12 protein-coding genes and 1 pseudogene are annotated in these 13,152 nt (G+C 67.1%); 8 read left to right on the plus strand and 5 right to left on the minus strand.

Translation table 11 applies throughout. The annotated features are described in order from the left end of the window. The first annotated feature begins 3 nt into the window (after positions 1-3). The 3 genes from WAW85_RS09615 to WAW85_RS09625 all read left to right on the plus strand — a co-directional run bounded on the left by WAW85_RS09615 (position 4) and on the right by WAW85_RS09625 (position 2,775). Positions 4-672, plus strand: a complete 669-nt coding sequence (locus tag WAW85_RS09615; protein WP_422559391.1) for a histidine phosphatase family protein — start codon at positions 4-6, stop codon at positions 670-672. Between the two features lie 100 nt (positions 673-772). Then, positions 773-1,195: a nitroreductase family deazaflavin-dependent oxidoreductase gene (locus WAW85_RS09620; protein WP_422559392.1), complete on the plus strand. Its 423-nt coding sequence runs from the start codon at positions 773-775 to the stop codon at positions 1,193-1,195. 311 nt (positions 1,196-1,506) lie between these two features. Continuing rightward, complete coding sequence (locus WAW85_RS09625; RefSeq protein ID WP_422559393.1) at positions 1,507-2,775, plus strand: ROK family protein; 1,269 nt, start codon at positions 1,507-1,509, stop codon at positions 2,773-2,775. 92 nt (positions 2,776-2,867) lie between these two features. Here WAW85_RS09625 and WAW85_RS09630 read toward each other — a convergent pair whose 3' ends face one another. The 4 genes from WAW85_RS09630 to WAW85_RS09645 all read right to left on the minus strand — a co-directional run bounded on the left by WAW85_RS09630 (position 2,868) and on the right by WAW85_RS09645 (position 7,046). Next, positions 2,868-3,710 (minus strand): ABC transporter permease, encoded by an 843-nt coding sequence (locus WAW85_RS09630; RefSeq protein ID WP_422559394.1) that lies wholly within the window; start codon positions 3,708-3,710, stop codon positions 2,868-2,870. After that, positions 3,707-4,687 carry an ATP-binding cassette domain-containing protein gene (locus tag WAW85_RS09635; protein ID WP_422559395.1) on the minus strand — a complete coding sequence of 327 codons (981 nt, stop codon included), beginning with the start codon at positions 4,685-4,687 and terminating at the stop codon, positions 3,707-3,709. The genes WAW85_RS09630 and WAW85_RS09635 overlap by 4 nt, the downstream gene beginning before the upstream one ends. Positions 4,688-4,776: 89 nt before the next feature. Next, positions 4,777-5,820, minus strand: a complete 1,044-nt coding sequence (locus WAW85_RS09640) for an adenylate/guanylate cyclase domain-containing protein (RefSeq protein ID WP_422559396.1) — start codon at positions 5,818-5,820, stop codon at positions 4,777-4,779. Positions 5,821-5,855: 35 nt separating this feature from the next. Beyond that, positions 5,856-7,046 carry a TetR/AcrR family transcriptional regulator gene (locus WAW85_RS09645; RefSeq protein ID WP_422559397.1) on the minus strand — a complete coding sequence of 397 codons (1,191 nt, stop codon included), beginning with the start codon at positions 7,044-7,046 and terminating at the stop codon, positions 5,856-5,858. Positions 7,047-7,173: 127 nt separating this feature from the next. On the opposite strand from WAW85_RS09645, the gene WAW85_RS09650 reads away from it, so the two are divergent. The 5 genes from WAW85_RS09650 to WAW85_RS09670 all read left to right on the plus strand — a co-directional run bounded on the left by WAW85_RS09650 (position 7,174) and on the right by WAW85_RS09670 (position 12,927). Beyond that, positions 7,174-8,385 (plus strand): acetyl-CoA C-acetyltransferase, encoded by a 1,212-nt coding sequence (locus tag WAW85_RS09650; protein WP_422559398.1) that lies wholly within the window; start codon positions 7,174-7,176, stop codon positions 8,383-8,385. 30 nt (positions 8,386-8,415) lie between these two features. After that, the gene (locus WAW85_RS09655) at positions 8,416-10,617 is read left to right on the plus strand and encodes a 3-hydroxyacyl-CoA dehydrogenase NAD-binding domain-containing protein (protein WP_422559399.1); all 2,202 of its coding nucleotides are present in this window, start codon (positions 8,416-8,418) and stop codon (positions 10,615-10,617) included. Positions 10,618-10,794: 177 nt separating this feature from the next. After that, the gene (locus WAW85_RS09660) at positions 10,795-11,415 is read left to right on the plus strand and encodes a hypothetical protein (protein ID WP_422559400.1); all 621 of its coding nucleotides are present in this window, start codon (positions 10,795-10,797) and stop codon (positions 11,413-11,415) included. 115 nt (positions 11,416-11,530) lie between these two features. Then, positions 11,531-12,016: a hypothetical protein gene (locus WAW85_RS09665; RefSeq protein WP_422559401.1), complete on the plus strand. Its 486-nt coding sequence runs from the start codon at positions 11,531-11,533 to the stop codon at positions 12,014-12,016. 110 nt (positions 12,017-12,126) lie between these two features. Beyond that, positions 12,127-12,927, plus strand: a complete 801-nt coding sequence (locus WAW85_RS09670) for an acetoin reductase (RefSeq protein ID WP_422559402.1) — start codon at positions 12,127-12,129, stop codon at positions 12,925-12,927. Position 12,928: 1 nt separating this feature from the next. Here WAW85_RS09670 and WAW85_RS09675 read toward each other — a convergent pair. After that, a pseudogene (locus WAW85_RS09675) lies at positions 12,929-13,152 on the minus strand (SGNH/GDSL hydrolase family protein); the annotation flags it as partial.

Consider the following 13,152-nt stretch of genomic DNA (forward strand, 5'->3'; position numbering starts at 1 on the left):
GTCATGGGGGTCCTCTATCTGGTGCGCCACGGTCAGGCGCCGGCCCACGCGTACTCCACCGAACCGGTAGCCCCGGACGCAGCGCCGCTGACTGATCTGGGCTTCGCGCAGGCCCGGGCCACCGGTGCTGAGTTGGCGCGCCAGGTGGGCGGCTTCACCGCCACCATCAGCGGGGATTTGCCCCGCCAGCGGGCCACCCTCGGCGGCGTGCTGGAAGCCTTCGGTGGGAGCACCGAGCGTGTGGTCGACCCGGGGTGGGATGAGTACTCCATCCCGGCGCTGCCCGGGGGGCCGTCCGCCGTGATGTACGACAATCCGACCAGCTACCAGCAACTCCTCGACGGCGCGCTGATCCGCTGGACGCAGGGGGGTGCCGACGAAGCCGAGACCTACCCCGAATACGTCGCCCGGATGAGTGCGGCCGCGCAGCGCGCCGCCGCGCTGGCGGGTTCGGGCCAGACGGTGCTGGCGGTCTCGTCGGCCGGGACCATCACCGCGCTGGTTGCCCAGCTGTGGGGGGTGCCCGCGCAGTCGTGGCCGGCGCTGGCCCGAGCGATGGTGAACGCCTCGATCACCAAGGTGATCGTCGGCCGCCGCGGCCTCACCGTTGTCTCGGTGAACGAGCACGCCCACCTGTCGGCCACCGATGTCGGACTCGCGACGTTCCGCTGACGCCTGTCCCTACCGCAACGTCACAGAGCCGCCGACCGCTATATAGCGATGTCGGTTCTGTGCGGTTACGTCTGGGACAGCGTCGGCGTACGGTCGGGGGATGAGCCAATCGCCTGAACTCAGCCCCACCGACTGGGTCCGCGGCCAGACCGAGAAGATCCTGGCGACCGGAACCACCGATTCGGTCGGGATCGGTGGGATGAAGGTCGTGCTGTTCACCACGACGGGCGCGAAATCCGGCACGAAGCGGTATGTCCCGCTGATGCGCGTCGAGCAGAACGGCGCGTACGCGATGGTCGCCTCCAAGGGGGGCGCGCCGGACAATCCGTCCTGGTACTACAACGTGAAAGCGCACCCAGAGATCACCGTGCAGGACGGCGACGTCATCAGCGTGAAAAATGCCCGCGAAGTGCACGGGAATGAGCGCCGGCACTGGTGGGAGCTCGCCGTTGCGGCCTTCCCGAACTACGCGGAGTACCAGGAAAACACCGACCGGGAAATCCCGGTATTCGTCGTCGAATAGTCGGCGCGGTGGGTGGCTGCGGGGGTCGTGTTCAGACTGTTTTCGGTGGTTGAGTGAGCTTGTGAGTCGAAACCCGATGTTGCTGCCGCCGCGGGTGTCTTGCTAGGTTGGCCGTTATGACCGGCCAGCCGTACGCCATCCCGGAGGTCACCTATGTGATCTCGGCCCTGGGATGCCGCCTGCCGCTGGCCCGCGTCCTCTGTTGTCGAATGCGCTGAACCCAGCTTCCATCCCGTTCGCGGGGCATTCCGACATTTCTGCGACCTCCTCGGCTCTCGCCGGCGGCGCACTCAGCCTTGAGGACACCTCCCATGACTTCCACTCTCGATCACCGCGCTATTCTTCGACAGACCGGGACCGTTCCGGTCGCCACTGTTCGAGCAGGTCAGGGGGTGAGGAAGCTGCGTAACACCGTTCCGTACGCGGGCGTGGCCAGCCTGCAGCTCTCCACCAGGGCCGCCGCGCTGGTGCTGCGCACCGCGCGCGTCTCCGGTCCGGTTTTCCGCGACGACGCCGCCGCCCTCACCGGCCTGTCTATCTCGACGGTCAACCGCCAGGTCAGTGCGCTGCTGAAGGCGGGGCTGATCCGGGAGCGCGCCGACCTGACCCCGCCGGGCGCCGTCGGCCGCCCGCGCGTCCCATTCGAGATCAACACCGGCGATTTTTTGACCGTCGGCATTCACATCGGTTTTGCGGCGACGTCGATCACCACGCACGACCTGCAGCACCGCGTCGTCGGCGCCATCAACATTCCAACCCCGCAGGCCGCGACGCCGGAAGAAGTGGTCACCGCGATCGGACAGAGCGCCCGGCGTTTCGCCGACCGCTGGGTGGGCAAGCGTCTGCTCTGGGGTGGCGTCGCGATGGGCGGCCGCGTCTCCGGTAAGGGCGTCGTCGATCATCCGCGGCTGGGCTGGGAAGGTGTACGGGTCGGCGAGCTGATCGGGCAGTCCCTCGGTCTGCCGGTGTCGGTGGCCTCACACGTAGAAGCGATGGCCGCTGCCGAACTAGTGGTGAACCCGGCCGATTCCAGTCAGAATTTCCTGTACTTCTACGCTCGGGAAATGGCCGGCATCGCGTTCAGCGTCGACGGAACCGTGCACACCCCGGCGGCCGGCCCGCCGACCATCGGGCATTTCCCGACCGGCGAGACGCGGCTGCTGGACCCGGACAAAACTGGCCGTCTGGAAGAAGCCGTCGGCGACTCCGGCGTGCTGCGCGCGGCCGCGGCCGCGGGACTTCAGATCGACACCCTCGAAGGTCTGCGCAATGCCGCCCGGACGGGCAATACCGTCGCGCACGATATCCTCGCCGAACGCGCCGAGATCCTCGGCCGCACCGTCGCGCTGATCTCGGATATCTTCAACCCCGATCACGTGGTGCTCGGTGGGCAGGCCTTCACCGATTACCCCGAAGCGCTGCCGGTGGTGTCCAAGGCGCTGCGTGCGACGTCGGTGATCACCAACCGCGATGTGCGCGTCGCTCGCTCGGCGATCACGGTGCAGCAGAAGGCCGCCGGCGCCGTTGCCCTCGACGCCATCTACGCGGACCCGCTTGAAGCCCTCACCCACACCAGCTAGCCGCTAACGCCCCGCTCGTTACTTGACGCCGCCGTCAGGTGCCATTTTCTGGCACCAGACGGCGGCGTTAAGGAGTGCCGGGCACCAGGGGGCTAGTCGGAGGTGCGCTTGTAATAGGCGTGCAGGGCGAACGGGGCGAAGACGAAGGTCAGCGCCACCGACCAGAGCACCGTGGAGAGCACCGGATGTTGCAGCGGTAGCGCCGCCCCGGGTCCGGCCGCCGGGCCGTTGCCCCACAGCACCCGCAGCGCCTGCACCAGCGACGAGATCGGATTCCACTCGGCGATCGTCCGTAACCACGGAGCCATCGGCGCGGTCGGCACAAAGGCGTTCGACAGAAAAGTCAGCGGGAAGATGGTGGTGAACATGACGCCGTTCACCGACTCCACTGACCGCAGTTTGCTACCGATGAGCACGCCGAACCAGATCAGTGCGAAGCCGAACAGGACGAGCAGCATGAATCCCAGGGCTGCCTCGGGTACGGTGCCGTGGATCCGCCATCCGATCGCCAGGCCGGTGAGGGCCATGACGACGATGCCGATCATCGAGTGCAGCACTGCGGCGATGGAGCGGCCAAACAGATACGAGGACCGCGAGATCGGGAGCGATCGGAACCGGTCGACGATGCCCTTGTCTACGTCGGCTGTGATGCCGGTGGCGACGACGAATGCGGTGAAGGCGATCGTCTGACCCATGATGCCGGGCAGCAGATACTCACGGTAGTTCCCGCCGCCGGGCACTGGAATGGCGGCGCCGAAGACGAAGGCGAACAGGACCACGAACATGATCGGCTGGATGGTCACGTCCGCAAGCATCTCGGGCATTCGGCGCGTGTGAAGCGCGCTGCGTTTGACCATGATCATGGTTTGCCGCCACTGGCCGGGAGGCGTCACGGTGACGGGGATGGGCGTCCGGGTGCGGGCGGGGGCGGTCATTTCTGATCCTCTTTGGTCTCGTCGGACGTGGTGCGACGACCTGTCAGCGACAGGAAGACGTCGTCGAGGCTGGGGCGGGAGAGGCTGAGGTCGTCGACGGCGACGCCGGACTCGTCGAGCAGCTGCGCGACTCGGGTGAGGTCGGCCAGCCCACCGGCCGGAATGGTCAGCGAGCGCGAGCCTTCGTCGAGGAAGACCTCACTGGCGGCGCCGGACACGAGGGCGTATGCGGCGGCGAGGTCGGCGGCACTGGTGAGGGTTGCGACGACGCTCGCCGATCCAGCCTGATCCTTCAGCTGGAGCGGGGTGCCTTCGGCGATGATCTTGCCCTGATCGATCACCACGATCTGATCGGCCAGCTGATCGGCCTCTTCGAGGTACTGCGTGGTGAGGACCAAGGTGGTACCGCGTTTGACGAGATCGCGCAGGACGTCCCAGAGCTCGTTGCGGCTGTGCGGATCCAGTCCGGTTGTCGGTTCGTCGAGGAACAAGACGGGCGGTTCGCTGAGGAGGCTGACCGCGAGGTCGATGCGGCGGCGCATACCGCCGGAGTAGTCGCGGACCACTTTGTCGCCGGCCTCGGTCAGCGAGAACTGGGCGAGCAGCTCCTCGCTGCGGGCGCGCAGGGCCTTGCGGCCGATGCCGTAGAGGCCGCCGATCATGTGGAGATTCTCCCGGCCGGTGAGAACCTCGTCGACGGTGGCGGCCTGTCCGGTCAGGCCCATATTTCGGCGCACCATCGCGGCCTCGTCCCGCACGTCGTATCCGGCGATCCGCGCGGTGCCGGAGGTGGGTACTGAGAGTGTGGTCATCATCCGGACGGTGGTCGTCTTTCCCGCTCCGTTCGGGCCGAGCATGCCCAGAACAGTGCCCGCGGGAACGGCGAAGCTGATGCCGTCGACGGCAGTAAAGTCGCCGAACTTCTTGACCAGCTCAACAGCTTCGACGGCGTAGGGCGAGTGGCGGGACGAGTTCATCGCACCAGGGTAACGACGGACTCCGACATGGTGCACATGAATTTCGCTCGCGGACAGCCGGTAGCGTGTGATCAGGACTGGTGAGCGTCCTACTGCGGATGCTTCGTGGATTTGCGTTCGGCGCGTTGCCGAGCCTTCGCAGCGCGCTTGGTTCCCTTGGCGGTCGGCCGTTCGGCGTCGGCGGTGGCGTCGGCGGACGCCGGGGGCGTCTCGATCGCCAGCGGTGCTTCGCGTGGACGCCGCAACGCATGCGCCTTCAGCCTGCGGTATCCGCGGACGGCGAGCGCGCTGATGTGGTGGAGGCTGAACTCGGGGTCCTCGGCGAGCGCGGCCGCGAGATTGTCGTCGACCAAGGTGGTGCCTTCGCGGGCAGATCCAGCCAGGCGCGCGGCGATGTTGACCGGTTCGCCGAAGACATCACCCATCCGGTTCAGGGCGCGCCCGGAGGCGATTCCGATGCGCAGGGTGGGCAGTTCGCCGTCGGAGGTGAGGGCGTGCAGTGCGACGGCGATCATCGCCGCCGCCGTCGGCGTCGGCGCGGTGAACATGACGGCATCGCCGATCGACTTGATCACAGTGCCACCGTTCGTGGTGATGATCAGATGTGCCGCCGACTCGAAGGATTCGAGAAGTGATTCGAGCTCGGCCAGATGCAGGCGCCGAGACAGGGAGGTGTAACCGACGATATCGGCGAACCCGACGATCACCGCATCGCCCTCTTCGGTGGCCGAGTCGTCTTGGCGCGCCAAGTACCCCTCGAGGTGTCGCCGCCAGACAAACTGCTGCAGGTGCCCGACGGCGTCGGCCAGCTGCCCGGCGGTCTGCGTCGTCTGCGGATCGGCGAGCAGCGCGCGGATCTGTTCGGCCTGCCACTGCGCGAGGCGTGCGGTCGCCTGCCCGATCGACCGGGCAGCGGCCAGCTGGACCGCCGGATCCATTTCCCGGTCGGAACCGGCGAAGACGGCGAGCGAGGCGAGGTCGTCCTCGGAGAAGGCCCCGCCGATCTGGCCGGCGACTTCCGGCACCCGAGCGAAGCCGAAGGCCTGCCACAGTTTGGTGGCGAACACGGGATCGACACGCACCCGCTCGATCAGCTCGTCAGCAGTGAGGTCGATCGTCAGCTCGTCGGGCATGGATCCAGTTTTCCACGGCACGCGATCGGGCGACATCACGAATCCAGGAGACCCTTCATCAGATAAGCCATGCGGGCGGCGAACTCAGGCTGGGGCGTGCTGCGCGGCATGCGGACTGCGTCGTTGACGATCGCGAGCACCGCGCGCACGGTCAGCGCGGCCGTCTGTGCCGATAGCTCCGGGCGCGCTGCCGCCAGCAACTCGATCCACCGGTTCACGTAGCGTCGCTGGCTGGCCAGCAGTTCGGTGCCGGATGGATCGCCATCCAGGGCATAACCACTGGTCAGGGCCACGAGTAGGTCGGGTGCGCCAGTGATGTTCTGCACATAGGAGTCGACGAGGGCATCGAGTTGCTCGGCCGGACCGGAGGTGCGCATGGCGGCCGCCAGTGCTCCGGCCTCTAGCCGCAGTGCGCTCCGTTGGCCGATCGCCACCAGGATCGCGTCCTTCGACGGGAAGTGTCGGTACACGCTCGGTCCGGTGATACCCACTGCCGCGCCGATCTCGTCCATGCCGGTGCCCGGAAATCCGTGATCGGCGAATAGTCGCGCGGCCGCGTCGAGGATCTCGTCGCGTCGGCCGCCGTCGGTGTCGGCCGGGGAGATCGGTTCGGGCAGCGGGGGAGCCGAGGCCGGGTGGAGGTCCAGCAATCGCCAGATGAGTTGCTGGACCGTCGCCTCGACGACAACTCGGTCGTTCTTCGGTGTGCGGGCCAACAGGCTGCCGGCCACTGACAGGGTGGCGCCGGCCAGATACATGGACTCGCGTTCGGAAAGGTCGGGGCGGCTCTCGGCGATAGCTGCGGCCCAGCGCCGCAGCACGGTGCGCGTCCGGCGGACCACCTCGCGGTCCTGCTCGTCGGACAGGTGTTGCCCGGTCCACCGCCACAGCGAGGTGGCGCCCGGATCGGCGACACTCAGGGTGGTTGCCGCAGTCACCACCGCCCGGGCGGGATCGGGTTGGGGCCGCCCGGCCTCGGTGCGCAGCGCCTCCTCGGTCAACTGCTCAAAAGTATCGACCCCGCCCTGGGTGGCGGCGAAGAGAAGCGCCTGCTTGTCGGTGAAATGCCGGTACACGGTCGGGGTGCTGACCCCGGCGCGCGCGGCAATATCAGACACCGCCACATGCGGGAATCCGCGGTCGGCGAAGAGTGCCGCCGCTGCGGCGATCAACTGGCGGCGGCGGTCTTCCGCGCGGTCGCGGCGAGCGTTCTTCGGGGTCGGCATTGTGAACCGACCATAGCCGATAAATGAAGAAATTCCCATGGATCTACCTGTGGGGATAGCCAAACGCGTTAATCCGCGTTAGCCTGAATTACGTAACCATCTAGGTAACGCGAGAAGAGGAACACAAGTGCCTGATCAAGCATTCATTTACGACGCGGTGCGTACGCCTCGTGGTAAGCAGCGCGGCGGTGCTTTGCGCACCGTCAAGCCGATCGACCTGATCTCGGGTCTGATCGACGGCCTGCTCGACCGTCACCCCGATCTGGATCCCACGGCCATCGACGACGTCGTGCTTGGCGTCGTGTCGCCGGTCGGCGAGCAGGGCGCCGTGATCGCCCGCACCGCCGCGCTGACGTCGGGTCTGGGCGAGAGCGTCCCCGGCACCCAGATCAATCGCTTCTGCGCATCGGGCCTGGAGGCCTGCAACCTGGCCGCGGCCAAGGTTGCCTCCGGCTTCGACGACCTGGTGCTGGCCGGCGGTGTCGAGTCGATGTCGCGCGTGCCCATGGGCAGCGACGGCGGCGCCCTGTTCATGGACCCCGTCACCGCCTACGACAACTACATCGCCCCGCAGGGGATCGGCGCCGACCTGATCGCCACCATGGAAGGCTTCAGTCGCGACGACGTGGACGCCTTCGCCGCGGAATCGCAGCGGCGCGCCGAGGCGGCGTGGGCCGAAGGGCGCTTTGACAAGTCGATCATTCCGGTCACCGACATCAACGGCGTCACCCTGCTGGCCAAGGACGAGCACATGCGTCCGGGCACCACCGCCGAGAGCCTCGGCAAGCTGAAGCCCGCCTTCCAGGGGCTGGCCGATATGGCTGGTTTCGATGACGTGGTGATGCAGAAGTACACGTCGGTGGAGAAGGTCAACCACATCCACACCGGCGGTAATAGCTCCGGCATCGTCGACGGCGCCGCTCTGGTGCTCATCGGCTCGGAAGAGGCGGGCAAGCGCAACGGGCTGACCCCGCGCGGCCGCGTCGTCGCTTACGCCGAGGTGGGCAGCGAGCCGTCGATCATGCTCACCGGCCCGACTCCGGCCACCGAGAAGGCGCTGGAGAAGGCTGGCCTGACCGTCGACGACATCGACGTCTACGAGCTGAACGAGGCCTTTGCCTCGGTGGTCATGAAGTGGGAGAAGGATCTGGGCATCCCCCACGAGAAGGTGAACGTCAACGGTGGCGCCATCGCCCTCGGTCACCCGCTCGGTGCCACCGGCGCCATGATCCTGGGCACCTGCCTGGACGAGCTGGAGCGCACCGGCGGCCGCTACGGACTGGTGACCCTGTGCATCGGCGGCGGCATGGGTGTGGCCACCGTCATCGAGCGCCTCTAGGCCCATACTAAAGAGACTTAGGACAAACAAATGACTGAGAACATGTTCAACTGGGAGAAGGACGCTGACGGCGTCGTCATCCTCACCATGGACGACCCGAACCAGGGCGCCAACACGATGAACCAGACGTTCTTCGATTCGCTGAACGCCACCGTCGATCGCCTGGAGGCGGAGAAGGATGACATCGCCGGTGTGGTGCTCACCTCGGCGAAGAAGACCTTCTTTGCCGGTGGCGATCTCAAGGACATGACGGCCGATAAGCCTGCCGGTGTCACCAAGGTCGATATCGCCACCGCCATCACCGAGCGCACCAACGGAATCAAGGCGACCATGCGTCGACTCGAGACCCTGGGCAAGCCCGTCGTAGCGGCCATCAACGGCGCCGCACTCGGCGGCGGCCTGGAGATCGCGCTGCACTGCCACTACCGCATCGCCGCCGATACCAAGGGCAACAAGATCGGCCTGCCCGAGGTGACCCTCGGGCTGCTTCCCGGCGGCGGTGGCGTCGTCCGTACCGTCCGCCTGCTCGGTATGCAGAACGCGCTGATGGGCGTGCTGCTGCAGGGCACCCAGTTCACCCCGGTCAAGGCCAAGGACACCGGTCTGGTCAACGAGGTCGTCGGCACCGTCGAGGAACTGCTCCCGGCCGCCAAGGCCTGGATCGCCGCCAACCCGGAGGCTCAGCAGCCGTTCGATGTCAAGGGCTACAAGATCCCCGGTGGCGCGCCGACCAACCCGGCCGTCGCGGCCAACCTGCCGGCCTTCCCGGCGCTGCTGCGCAAGCAGATCAAGGGCACCAACATGCCCGCTCCGCGCGCCATCATGGCCGCGGCGATCGAGGGCGCCTACGTCGACGTCGACTCGGCCGACCTGATCGAGACCCGCTACTTTGTCTCGCTGGTCACCGGCCAGGTGGCGCAGAATATGATCAAGGCGTTCTTCTTCGATCTGCAGCACATCAACGGCGGCGGTTCGCGCCCGGCCGGCTTCGACAAGTGGAAGCCGAAGAAGGTTGGTGTGATCGGCGCCGGCATGATGGGCGCGGCGATCGCGTATGTCTCGGCGAAGGCCGGCATTGAGGTGGTTCTCAAGGACATCGACGTCGACGCCGCCAACCGCGGCAAGGACTACTCGGTGAAGCTCGAGGAGAAGGCTCTCTCGCGCGGCAAGACCACCGAGGAGAAGAGTAAGGCGCTGCTGGCGAAGATCCACCCGACCATCGACCCGGCCGACTTCGCCGGTGTCGATCTGGTGATCGAGGCGGCGTTCGAGTCGGTCGAGGTCAAGAATAAGGTCTTTGCCGAGATCGAGGACATCGTCGAGCCCGACGCCGTACTCGGCTCCAACACCTCGACGCTGCCGATCACCGGCCTGGCCAAGGGTGTCAAGCGCCAGGACGACTTCATCGGCATCCACTTCTTCTCGCCCGTCGACAAGATGCCGCTGGTGGAGATCATCTGCGGTGAGCAGACCAAGGACGAGGTGCTCGCCAAGGTCATCGACTACACGCTGGCCATCCGTAAGACTCCGATCGTCGTCAACGACAGTCGCGGCTTCTTCACCAGCCGCGTGATCGGCACCTTCATCAACGAGGCCATCGCCGCCGTCGGTGAAGGCGTCGAGCCGGCGTTCATCGAGCAGGCTGGCAGCCAGGCCGGTTACCCGGCCGCCCCGCTGCAGCTGTCCGATGAGTTGACGCTGACCCTGATGCAGAAGATTCGCAAGGAGTCGCAGGCCGGTGCCGAGGAGGCGGGTATCGAGTTCCCGCAGCACGGTTCCTACGCCGTCATCGACAAGATGGTGGACCTGGGCCGCACCTCGAAGAAGGACGGTGCAGGTTTCTACGACTACACCGACGGCAAGCGCGACCTGATCTGGCCGGGCGTGCGGGAAGCCTTCAACTCCGGTTCGGTGCAGATCCCGCTCGAGGACATGAAGGAGCGGATGCTCTTCGCCGAGGCGCTGGAGACCGTGAAGTGCTTCGACGAGGGTGTGCTCACCTCCGTCGAGGACGCCAACATCGGTTCGATCTTCGGTATCGGCTTCCCGGCCTGGACCGGCGGCGTCGTGCAGTACATCAACCAGTACGACGGTGGTGTTGCCGGATTCGTCGCGCGTGCACGTGATCTGGCGAGCAAGTACGGCAGCCACTTCGAGCCGCCAGCGTCGCTGGTCGCCAAGGCTGACGCCGGCGTGACCAAGCTGACCAACGAGAACCTGCGCCCCGCGTAAGGCTTCCCGTTCAGCGAAGCTGACTGACTGCCCCGTCCGGCCACTCTCCGGGCGGGGCAGCCGTCATTTCTGGGGATAAGTGCGTGACGGTCGCGCGAGCCTGTGGACGGCGCTCGGCGGCGGGTCGTGCGCCGGGTCAGGATCGTCGTAGGTATTCCGACGAGGCAGGAGGACGGCATGTCGCGCAGGAAGGCAGACAGCAGGGGAGTGCGGCGGGGGTCACCGCCGAGCCGGGGCGTCGTCGAGAAGGCCGCCCGAGACAATCCGGTGTGGCGGTGGCCGGATGTGGCTGAGGCCCTGGCACGGGACCATTGCGGCACTGCCGGGGAGTGCCTGGACGCGTTGTTGACGTTCCGTCCGTGGATCACCACACCAGACGGCGGATGTGCGCGCTGGTCGGTCGGCGATGCGGCGCGCCGCTGTGGTGTGCCGCCGGCAGAAATGCTGCAGATCTACGCGGCGCACCGATGGGCGGGGGATCTCGAGTGGGATGCCGAACGCAAACGACATCGGCCACCCCGGCAGTGGCGCTGTCTGCCCAGTGGCCAGATCTGGGGCGCGCCGCGCATGCAGGATGAGGAACTCGTCGACGCGCTGGCGCGGCTGGCCGTCGCCCTCGATGACTTGCAGGACTGCCTCGCGCACCATGACGGCCGCGACGGAGTGTTGCTGCAGTTGTCGCCGGTGACGCGCGCGCTGGTGGCGACGCTGGCCGAGCAGGCGCAGCGGTGCGGGATCGAGTGGGAAGATACGCTGGCCGACTTCGCCGCGACGTACGGGCCGATCCTCGCCCAGTAGGTGTCCAGCCGGGGGCTGGCGCAGCAGGCCCGCGTCGTTCTGCCCCGCGTAGTTCTGCCGAGCCTTGTCGGTGCGGCATTCCGTTGCGTCGCCGCATCGCCACTAGTATGCGACCATGGCCGCCGATGAGTCGAGCACCGAAGAGCTGGCAATGACGACCGAAGGCGTGGTGACCGACCGGCTGCTGAGTAATCCGCTGAGCATTCCGCTTGCGGTGTTCACCAAGTCGCAGGAACAGGCGATCCGCGTCGCGACGGACACGCTCAACAAGGTGCGCACCATGACAAGCACCGGAGTGGCTGCTTCGTCGGACGTGCTGATGCAGCAAGTCACCGATCTGAGTGGGGCCGTCGTCGGGCTGGCCGGCAGCGCCACCGGTCTGGCCGGGGCCATCGCGCAACCGATGCAGGACTTCATCGTGCAGCAGCGCGAGCTGAGTGAGACTATCGCGAAGTTCGCCGAGGCGCAGGCCGAACTCGCCGCGATCGTCGCCGAGTTCGCGCAGCGGCAGGCTGCGACGGTCGCGGCCATCGAGCGAGTGACCAATCCGGTCTTCGACATCGTTGGCGGGAAAAGTCCGGCCGGACCGCGCGCGGACTGATATCGCGGGCGGGCTGCAACCGTCTGCAACCGGCGCGCACGGCGTCCCGCGCTACCTAGGTTGTGAGTGCAGCGGCTGCCACCGGGCGCCGCGCAACTCCGGAGGTTCCCATGGCAGTCAACGACCGTCCTCGTCCGATCGTCGGAAAGGTCGCCCTCGTCACCGGCGCCGCGCGTGGAATCGGCCGTGCTATTGCGCTCAGGCTCGCGCGCGACGGTGCGGACGTGTGTCTGGTGGACCTGAGTGCCGAGTCCTGCGAGGCGGTGCGGGCCGAAGTGGTCGTGTTCGGCGGGCGGGCCACCGCAGTCGGTGCGGACGTCAGCAATCGGGACGACGTCTTCGGCGCCGTCGAGCACGCGGTTCGCGAACTGGGCGGCCTGGACATCATGGTGAACAATGCCGGCATCGCGATGGTGGAGACGATCGCCGATGTGCGCCCTGAAGCCGTCGATCGACTCTGGCAGATCAACATCAACGGTGTCCTGTGGGGGATTCAGGCGGCCGCGGCGGCGTTCATCGAACTCGGCCGTCCGGGCAAGATCATCAACGCCTCGTCGATTGCCGGGCATGACGGATTCCCGATGCTGGGCTGCTACAGCGCGAGCAAGTTTGCGGTGCGCGGGCTGACCCAGGCTGCCGCGCGCGAGTTCGCCGACAAGCAGATCACGGTCAACGCCTACTGCCCCGGGGTGGTGGGCACCGATATGTGGGTCGATATCGATCGCCGTTTCGCTGAACTCACCGGCGCGCCGGTGGGCGCGACCTACGACAAGTTCGTCTCCGGTATCGCCCTGGGCCGGGCGCAGACCCCGGACGACGTCGCCGGCTATGTCAGCTACCTGGCCGGACCGGATTCGGACTACATGACCGGGCAGGCCGGGTTGATCGATGGCGGCCTGGTCTTCCGCTGAGTCAGGCCCGCTGTTCCGCGGCGGGTTCGCGGACCGGGGTCAGTTCCGGGCGCTTGGCGGTGCGGCCGTCGCCGAGCGACCGCCCCCGGGCTTTCCGGATCAGCCACGGCGTCAAGTACTGCACCGCCCAGCGGGTGTCGCGGGTGTGGCGCAGGAGCCGGGGCGGTTCGCGGTAGCCGGGGAGCGGCGCACCCCACGCCGGTGAACTGCCTGGCAGACCAAGCG

Source organism: Gordonia sp. (in: high G+C Gram-positive bacteria), from assembly GCF_049299075.1.
In the GTDB taxonomy this organism is placed as follows: domain Bacteria; phylum Actinomycetota; class Actinomycetes; order Mycobacteriales; family Mycobacteriaceae; genus Gordonia.

Excerpts from the sequence above, each read along its gene's own strand:
- WAW85_RS09615 (WP_422559391.1), top strand. The coding sequence starts at position 4 with ATGGGGGTCCTCTATCTGGTGCGCCACGGTCAGGCGCCGGCCCACGCG.
- WAW85_RS09620 (WP_422559392.1), top strand. The coding sequence starts at position 773 with ATGAGCCAATCGCCTGAACTCAGCCCCACCGACTGGGTCCGCGGCCAG.
- WAW85_RS09625 (WP_422559393.1), top strand. The coding sequence starts at position 1,507 with ATGACTTCCACTCTCGATCACCGCGCTATTCTTCGACAGACCGGGACC.
- WAW85_RS09630 (WP_422559394.1), bottom strand. The coding sequence starts at position 3,710 with ATGACCGCCCCCGCCCGCACCCGGACGCCCATCCCCGTCACCGTGACG.
- WAW85_RS09635 (WP_422559395.1), bottom strand. The coding sequence starts at position 4,687 with ATGAACTCGTCCCGCCACTCGCCCTACGCCGTCGAAGCTGTTGAGCTG.
- WAW85_RS09640 (WP_422559396.1), bottom strand. The coding sequence starts at position 5,820 with ATGCCCGACGAGCTGACGATCGACCTCACTGCTGACGAGCTGATCGAG.
- WAW85_RS09645 (WP_422559397.1), bottom strand. The coding sequence starts at position 7,046 with ATGCCGACCCCGAAGAACGCTCGCCGCGACCGCGCGGAAGACCGCCGC.
- WAW85_RS09655 (WP_422559399.1), top strand. The coding sequence starts at position 8,416 with ATGACTGAGAACATGTTCAACTGGGAGAAGGACGCTGACGGCGTCGTC.
- WAW85_RS09660 (WP_422559400.1), top strand. The coding sequence starts at position 10,795 with ATGTCGCGCAGGAAGGCAGACAGCAGGGGAGTGCGGCGGGGGTCACCG.
- WAW85_RS09665 (WP_422559401.1), top strand. The coding sequence starts at position 11,531 with ATGGCCGCCGATGAGTCGAGCACCGAAGAGCTGGCAATGACGACCGAA.
- WAW85_RS09670 (WP_422559402.1), top strand. The coding sequence starts at position 12,127 with ATGGCAGTCAACGACCGTCCTCGTCCGATCGTCGGAAAGGTCGCCCTC.